A 6591-nucleotide genomic window follows, 5' to 3' on the forward strand; every position below is an offset into this window, starting at 1 on the left:
CTTCCGCAACGTCTGAGTCCGCTCAAAGGCCATAAGGATCGCCTGAGATGACAGAGCGCCAGAAGGACCGTCCGTGGCTCATGCGGACGTACGCCGGCCACTCCACGGCCGAGGCGTCCAACGAGCTGTACCGCCGCAACCTCGCCAAGGGGCAGACCGGCCTGTCGGTGGCCTTCGACCTGCCGACGCAGACCGGCTACGACCCGGACCACGTCCTCGCCCGCGGCGAGGTCGGCCGGGTCGGCGTCCCGGTCTCCCATCTGGGCGACATGCGGCGGCTGTTCCAGGACATACCCCTGGAGCAGATGAACACCTCGATGACGATCAACGCCACCGCCATGTGGCTGCTGGCGCTCTACCAGGTGGCCGCCGAGGAGCAGGGCGCGGACATCTCCAAGCTCCAGGGCACCACCCAGAACGACATCGTCAAGGAGTACCTCTCGCGCGGGACGCACGTCTTCCCGCCGGGGCCGTCCCTCCGCCTGACGACGGACATGATCGCGTACACGGTCAACCACATCCCGAAGTGGAACCCGATCAACATCTGCAGCTACCACCTGCAGGAGGCGGGGGCCACTCCGGTCCAGGAGATCTCGTACGCGATGTCCACCGCGATCGCCGTCCTGGACTCGGTGCGCGACTCGGGACAGGTGCCCGAGGAGCGCTTCGGCGAGGTGGTCGCCCGTATCTCCTTCTTCGTGAACGCGGGCGTCCGCTTCATCGAGGAGATGTGCAAGATGCGCGCCTTCGGCCGCATCTGGGACCAGGTCACCCGCGAGCGGTACGGCATCGAGGACGCCAAGCAGCGCCGCTTCCGCTACGGCGTCCAGGTCAACTCCCTGGGCCTGACCGAGGCGCAGCCGGAGAACAACGTCCAGCGCATCGTCCTGGAGATGCTGGCCGTGACCCTCTCCAAGGACGCCCGCGCCCGCGCCGTGCAGCTGCCCGCCTGGAACGAGGCGCTGGGCCTGCCCCGGCCCTGGGACCAGCAGTGGTCGCTGCGCATCCAGCAGGTCCTCGCCCACGAGAGCGACCTGCTGGAGTACGAGGACATCTTCGCCGGCTCCCACGTCATCGAGGCCAAGGTCGACTCCCTGGTCGCCGACTGCCTGGCCGAGATCGACCGGATCCAGGAGATGGGCGGCGCGATGGCCGCCGTCGAGTCCGGGTACCTGAAGTCCCAGCTGGTCTCCTCGCACGCCGAGCGGCGCGCCCGGATCGAGTCCGGCGAGGACAAGATCGTCGGCGTGAACTGCTACCAGCAGTCCGAGGAGAACCCGCTCACCGCCGACCTCGACGGCGCGATCATGACGGTGGACCCGGCGGTCGAGGAGTTCACCGTCGAGCGGATCCGGCGGTGGCGCGCCGAGCGCCAGGAGGCCTCGGACCGGCAGGGCGGCGGCGACCCGTACGTCTTCCCGACCGTCGGCCAGACCCTGGACCGGCTGAAGGAGGCCGCCGCCGGCACGGAGAACCTCATGGAGGCCACCCTGGAGTGCGCCCGGGCCGGTGTCACCACCGGTGAGTGGGCGAGCGCCCTGCGCGAGGTGTTCGGCGAGTTCCGCGCCCCGACCGGGGTCTCCTCGGCCCCGGTGGCGGTCGCCGCCGAGGAGGGCACCCCGCTGGCCCAGGTCCGTGAGAAGGTCGCCCGTACGGCGGACGAGCTGGGCGCGGGCCGGCTGCGCCTGCTGGTCGGCAAGCCCGGCCTGGACGGTCACTCCAACGGCGCCGAGCAGATCGCCGTCCGGGCCCGCGACGCCGGCTTCGAGGTGGTCTACCAGGGCATCCGGCTGACGCCCGAGGAGATCTCCACGGCGGCGCTGGCCGAGGACGTGCACTGCGTGGGACTGTCCATCCTGTCCGGTTCGCACAGCGCGCTCGTCCCGGACGTCCTGGAACGGCTGCGCACGGCGGGGGCGGGCGACATCCCCGTCATCGTCGGGGGCATCATTCCGAACGCCGACGCCCTCACCCTCAAGGCGGCCGGAGTCGCCGCCGTCTTCACACCCAAGGACTTCGGTATCACGGAGATCATCGGCCGTATCGTCGACGAGATCCGGAAAGCGAACAAGCTCGACCCCCTGGAGGTCTCCGCATGACCACGCCCACGTCCCCCGTGAACCGGCTGCGCCCGCGCCGTTCCTGCCTCGCGGTGCCGGGCTCGAACCCCCGGTTCCTGGAGAAGGCCCAGGGCCTGCCGGCCGACCAGGTGTTCCTGGACCTGGAGGACGCCTGCGCCCCGCTCGCCAAGGAAGGCGCCCGCCACACCATCGTGGACGCGCTGAACAACGGCGACTGGACCGGCAAGACCCGCGTGGTCCGCGTCAACGACTGGACCACCCACTGGACGTACCGCGACGTCATCACGGTCGTCGAGGGCGCCGGGCAGAACCTCGACTGCATCATGCTGCCGAAGGTCCAGGACGCCCAGCAGGTCGTGGCGCTCGACCTCCTGCTGACCCAGATCGAGAAGACCATGGGCTTCGAGGTCGGCAAGATCGGCATCGAGGCGCAGATCGAGAACGCCAAGGGCCTGGTCAACGTCGACGAGATCGCCGCCGCCTCGCCGCGGCTGGAGACCATCATCTTCGGCCCCGCCGACTTCATGGCCTCGATCAACATGAAGTCCCTGGTCGTGGGCATGCAGCCGCCCGGCTACCCGGCGGACGCCTACCACTACATCCTGATGCGGATCCTGATGGCGGCCCGGACGCACAACCTCCAGGCGATCGACGGCCCCTTCCTCCAGATCCGCGACGTGGACGCCTACCGCGAGGTGGCCGGCCGCGCCGCCGCCCTGGGCTTCGACGGCAAGTGGGTGCTGCACCCCGGCCAGGTCGAGGCGGCCAACGAGGTCTTCTCCCCCTCCCAGGAGGACTACGACCACGCCGAGCTGATCCTCGACGCCTACGACTGGTGCACCTCCGAGGCGGGCGGCAAGAAGGGCTCCGCGATGCTGGGCGACGAGATGATCGACGAGGCCAGCCGCAAGATGGCCCTGGTCATCGCCGGCAAGGGCCGGGCCGCCGGTATGCAGCGCACCACCAAGTTCGAGATCCCGGAGGCCTAGGCCATGCAGTTCGGACGCACGTACGAGGAGTTCGAGGTCGGCGCGGTCTACAAGCACTGGCCCGGCAAGACGGTCACGGAGTACGACGACCACCTCTTCTGTCTGCTGACCATGAACCACCACCCGCTCCACATGGACAGCAATTACGCGGAGAACACGACCGACTTCGGCAAGAACGTCGTCGTGGGCAACTACATCTACTCCCTGCTGCTGGGCATGTCCGTGCCGGACGTCTCCGGGAAGGCCATCGCCAACCTGGAGATCGAGTCCCTGCGGCACGTGGCGCCGACCTTCCACGGCGACACGATCTACGGCGAGACCACCGTCCTCGACAAGACCCCGTCGAAGTCGAAGGACGACCGCGGGATCGTGTACGTGGAGACCAAGGGCTACAAGCAGGACGGCACCCTCGTCTGCGTCTTCCGGCGCAAGGTGATGGTCCCGACCGAGACGTACATCAAGGCGCGCGGCGGCGAGCAGCCCGGCCGGCCCGAGCTGAAGGAACAGGGGAAGTAGCCATGGCACGACTCGCCCAGACCGCCGGGCTCACGGACGTCCAGCAGGAGATCCTGAAGACCGTCCGGGAGTTCGTCGACAAGGAGATCATCCCGGTCGCGACCGAGCTGGAGCACCGCGACGAGTACCCGCAGCAGATCGTCGACGGGCTCAAGGAGCTCGGCCTGTTCGGCCTGATGATCCCCGAGGAGTACGGCGGCCTGGGTGAGTCGCTGCTCACCTACGCGCTGTGCGTCGAGGAGATAGCGCGCGGCTGGATGTCCGTCTCGGGCATCATCAACACCCACTTCATCGTGGCGTACATGCTCAAGCAGCACGGCACGCAGGAGCAGAAGGAGCACTTCCTCCCGCGCATGGCGCTGGGCGAGGTGCGCGGCGCGTTCTCGATGTCCGAGCCGGGGCTGGGCTCCGATGTGTCGGCCATCACGTCCAAGGCGGTCAAGGACGGCGACGAGTACGTCCTGAACGGCCAGAAGATGTGGCTGACGAACGGTGGCACCTCGACGCTGGTCGCGGTCCTGTGCCGGAGTGACGAAGGACACCCCGAGGGCACGGCCCCGCACAAGTCGATGACCACGTTCCTCGTCGAGAAGGAGCCGGGCTTCGGGGAGGTCCGTCCGGGCCTGACCATCCCGGGCAAGATCGACAAGATGGGCTACAAGGGGGTCGACACCACCGAGCTGATCATGGACGGACTGCGCATTCCGGCCAATCGGGTCCTCGGTGGCCAGACCGGCCGAGGGTTTTACCAAATGATGGACGGGGTCGAGGTCGGCCGCGTCAACGTGGCGGCCCGTGGCTGCGGCGTCGCGCAGCGTGCGTTCGAGCTGGGTGTCTCGTATGCCCAGCAACGTCACACTTTCGGCAAGGCGATCGCCCAGCACCAGGCCATCCAGTTCAAGCTGGCCGAGATGGCTACCAAGGTCGAAGCGGCCCATGCCATGATGGTGAACGCAGCACGCAAAAAGGACTCCGGGGAACGAAACGACCTGGAAGCCGGGATGGCGAAGTACCTCGCGTCCGAATATTGCAAGGAGGTCGTCGAAGATGCCTTCCGCATCCACGGCGGCTACGGATTCTCGAAGGAGTACGAGATCGAGCGCCTCTACCGGGAGGCCCCGATGCTTCTGATCGGTGAAGGTACCGCCGAGATCCAGAAAATGATCATCGGGCGCCGCCTGCTCGAGGAGTACCGAGTCCAGGGCTGAAAGTCCCTTTTGCAGTGATTCATCCCACGGTTTTCCGTGGGGTGATCACTGCCAGTCACTGGCTGGGGGCCATCGACTCGGCTTCTGGCTTGCCCAGTTGTTGCGCGCAACCGATAGCATTCCAGTAAAGCCGCCGTCCCGTCCCCCCGTTTGCGGCGCGGCAATCACCCGCTACGAAGGTCATCCATGCCCCACAGCCAAACCTCTGCACCTCGCGACAGCCGACTCGGCGTACGCCTCGCGCGCGGAGCATCGCCGTGGCTTCTGCCGACCGTTGCCACCGCGGCCCTCAGCCTGACCCGGGCCCGCAAGTCCGGCCGCTGGGCCGCCGTGGCCGTGCCCACCACCGCGCTCGCGGCGGGCATGCTGTGGTTCTTCCGCGACCCCGAGCGCGAGATCGCACAGGGCCGCGTGATCTCGCCCGCCGACGGTGTGGTGCAGAGCATCATGCCGTGGAAGGACGGGCGCACCCGCGTCGCGATCTTCATGAGCCCGCTGAACGTCCACGTCAACCGCGCGCCCCTGGCGGGCACGGTGACGTCCGTGGAGCACATCCCCGGCGGGTTCGTCCCGGCGTTCAACAAGGAGAGCGAGAACAACGAGCGCGTCGTCTGGCACTTCGACACCGAGCTCGGCGACATCGAGATGGTGCAGATCGCCGGCGCCGTCGCCCGTCGCATCGTCCCGTATCTGCCGGCCGGCACCAAGGTGGAGCAGGGCGAACGCATCGGTCTGATCCGCTTCGGTTCCCGCGTCGACATCTACCTCCCGGAGGGCGTCGAGGTCGCGGTCGAGGTCGGTCAGGCCACCACCGCGGGGGTGACCCGAATTGACCGTGACTGACCCCGAGACTCCTGCCACCGGCTGGGTGCCCGAGTCCGCCCCGGAGGAGTCCGCCGAGGACGACATGCCGCTCTCGCTGCGACTGTCGATAGCGGACACGCTCACCCTGGGCAACGCGACCTGCGGATTCATGGCGGTGTACTTCACCACCACCGGGATCCTCATCCCGCACCTGACCGGCAGCGGCGAGTCCGGCATGGCCCGGCACAGCGCGGCGACCGCGGTGATACTGATGCTCCTCGCGGCGGTCTTCGACCTCTTCGACGGCATCGTGGCCCGCAAGCTGCGCAGCTCCCCGATGGGCGCCGAGCTGGACAACCTGTCCGACCTGATCAGCTTCGGCCTCGCGCCGGCGTACTTCGTGCTGGTCTACGGGATGGTCGCCGACGACGCGCACCAGAAGGTGTCGGCGCTGGCGGCGATCGTGGTCCTGCTGGCCGTGGTCCTGCGCCTGGCGAGATTCAGCTGCGTGACGATGAAGGACGGCATGTTCCAGGGCATGCCGAGCCCCTTCGGCGCGCTGACGGTCGTCTCGATCGTGCTGCTGGAGCTGCCGTTCGTGCCGACCCTGCTGGCGATCGTGGGCGTGGCCTGGCTGATGGTGAGCCGGGTCGAGTACCCGAAGCCGCGGGGGGTCCTCGCGGCGGCGATGCTGAGCTGGATCGTGGGGGCCATGGGTCTCCTGGCGGCCTGGGCGTTCGACGCGCCGGGCGGCCAGCTGCTCCTCCAGACGGGGTGCGCGCTGCAGATCGCTCTGGCGGCGACGATCCCGCTGTTCGCGACCACGCGGCGGGCGAACACGTTCCGCCACAACCGGCGCGAGGCCCGCGCGGCGCAGCTTCCCTAGGCTGCCGCAGCTTCCGAAGGCCCCGGGGTGCCACTGGCCCCCGGGGCCTTCGCCGTTCCCCGGCGGGGCGGGGCCGGGGGGTGCGCCGCTGCGCGGAGCCGTCTCCC

At 68.5% G+C, this 6591-nt stretch carries 6 protein-coding genes; all 6 read left to right on the plus strand.

Features of this window, described 5'->3' with window-relative positions; all coding sequences use genetic code 11:
• Positions 1-47 precede the first annotated feature (47 nt).
• The 6 genes from VR44_RS33090 (at position 48) to pssA (ending at position 6484) form a co-directional block, all read left to right on the plus strand.
• Entirely contained in the window at positions 48-2099 is a 2052-nt protein-coding gene (locus VR44_RS33090; RefSeq protein WP_045951329.1) for a protein meaA, read from the plus strand.
• Positions 2096-3070: an HpcH/HpaI aldolase/citrate lyase family protein gene (locus VR44_RS33095; RefSeq protein ID WP_045951330.1), complete on the plus strand. Its 975-nt coding sequence runs from the start codon at positions 2096-2098 to the stop codon at positions 3068-3070. The genes VR44_RS33090 and VR44_RS33095 overlap by 4 nt, the downstream gene beginning before the upstream one ends.
• A 3-nt stretch (positions 3071-3073) precedes the next feature.
• Positions 3074-3586, plus strand: a complete 513-nt coding sequence (locus VR44_RS33100) for a MaoC family dehydratase (RefSeq protein WP_042811289.1) — start codon at positions 3074-3076, stop codon at positions 3584-3586.
• A gap of 2 nt (positions 3587-3588) precedes the next feature.
• Positions 3589-4794: an acyl-CoA dehydrogenase family protein gene (locus VR44_RS33105; RefSeq protein WP_045951331.1), complete on the plus strand. Its 1206-nt coding sequence runs from the start codon at positions 3589-3591 to the stop codon at positions 4792-4794.
• A gap of 186 nt (positions 4795-4980) precedes the next feature.
• Positions 4981-5637, plus strand: coding sequence for a phosphatidylserine decarboxylase (locus VR44_RS33110; protein ID WP_045951332.1), 657 nt, complete (start codon positions 4981-4983; stop codon positions 5635-5637).
• Positions 5624-6484 (plus strand): CDP-diacylglycerol--serine O-phosphatidyltransferase, encoded by an 861-nt coding sequence (gene pssA / locus VR44_RS33115; RefSeq protein ID WP_245692688.1) that lies wholly within the window; start codon positions 5624-5626, stop codon positions 6482-6484. Before VR44_RS33110 ends, pssA begins: the two co-directional genes overlap by 14 nt.
• Positions 6485-6591: the final 107 nt, after the last annotated feature.

Origin of the sequence: Streptomyces katrae (genome assembly GCF_000966975.1) — a bacterium.
GTDB classification, from domain to species: domain Bacteria; phylum Actinomycetota; class Actinomycetes; order Streptomycetales; family Streptomycetaceae; genus Streptomyces; species Streptomyces katrae.

What these genes read in the sequence shown, in the direction of transcription:
- VR44_RS33095 (WP_045951330.1), top strand. Translation starts at nt 2,096, where the DNA reads ATGACCACGCCCACGTCCCCCGTGAACCGGCTGCGCCCGCGCCGTTCC.
- VR44_RS33105 (WP_045951331.1), top strand. Translation starts at nt 3,589, where the DNA reads ATGGCACGACTCGCCCAGACCGCCGGGCTCACGGACGTCCAGCAGGAG.
- VR44_RS33110 (WP_045951332.1), top strand. Translation starts at nt 4,981, where the DNA reads ATGCCCCACAGCCAAACCTCTGCACCTCGCGACAGCCGACTCGGCGTA.
- VR44_RS33100 (WP_042811289.1), top strand. Translation starts at nt 3,074, where the DNA reads ATGCAGTTCGGACGCACGTACGAGGAGTTCGAGGTCGGCGCGGTCTAC.
- VR44_RS33090 (WP_045951329.1), top strand. Translation starts at nt 48, where the DNA reads ATGACAGAGCGCCAGAAGGACCGTCCGTGGCTCATGCGGACGTACGCC.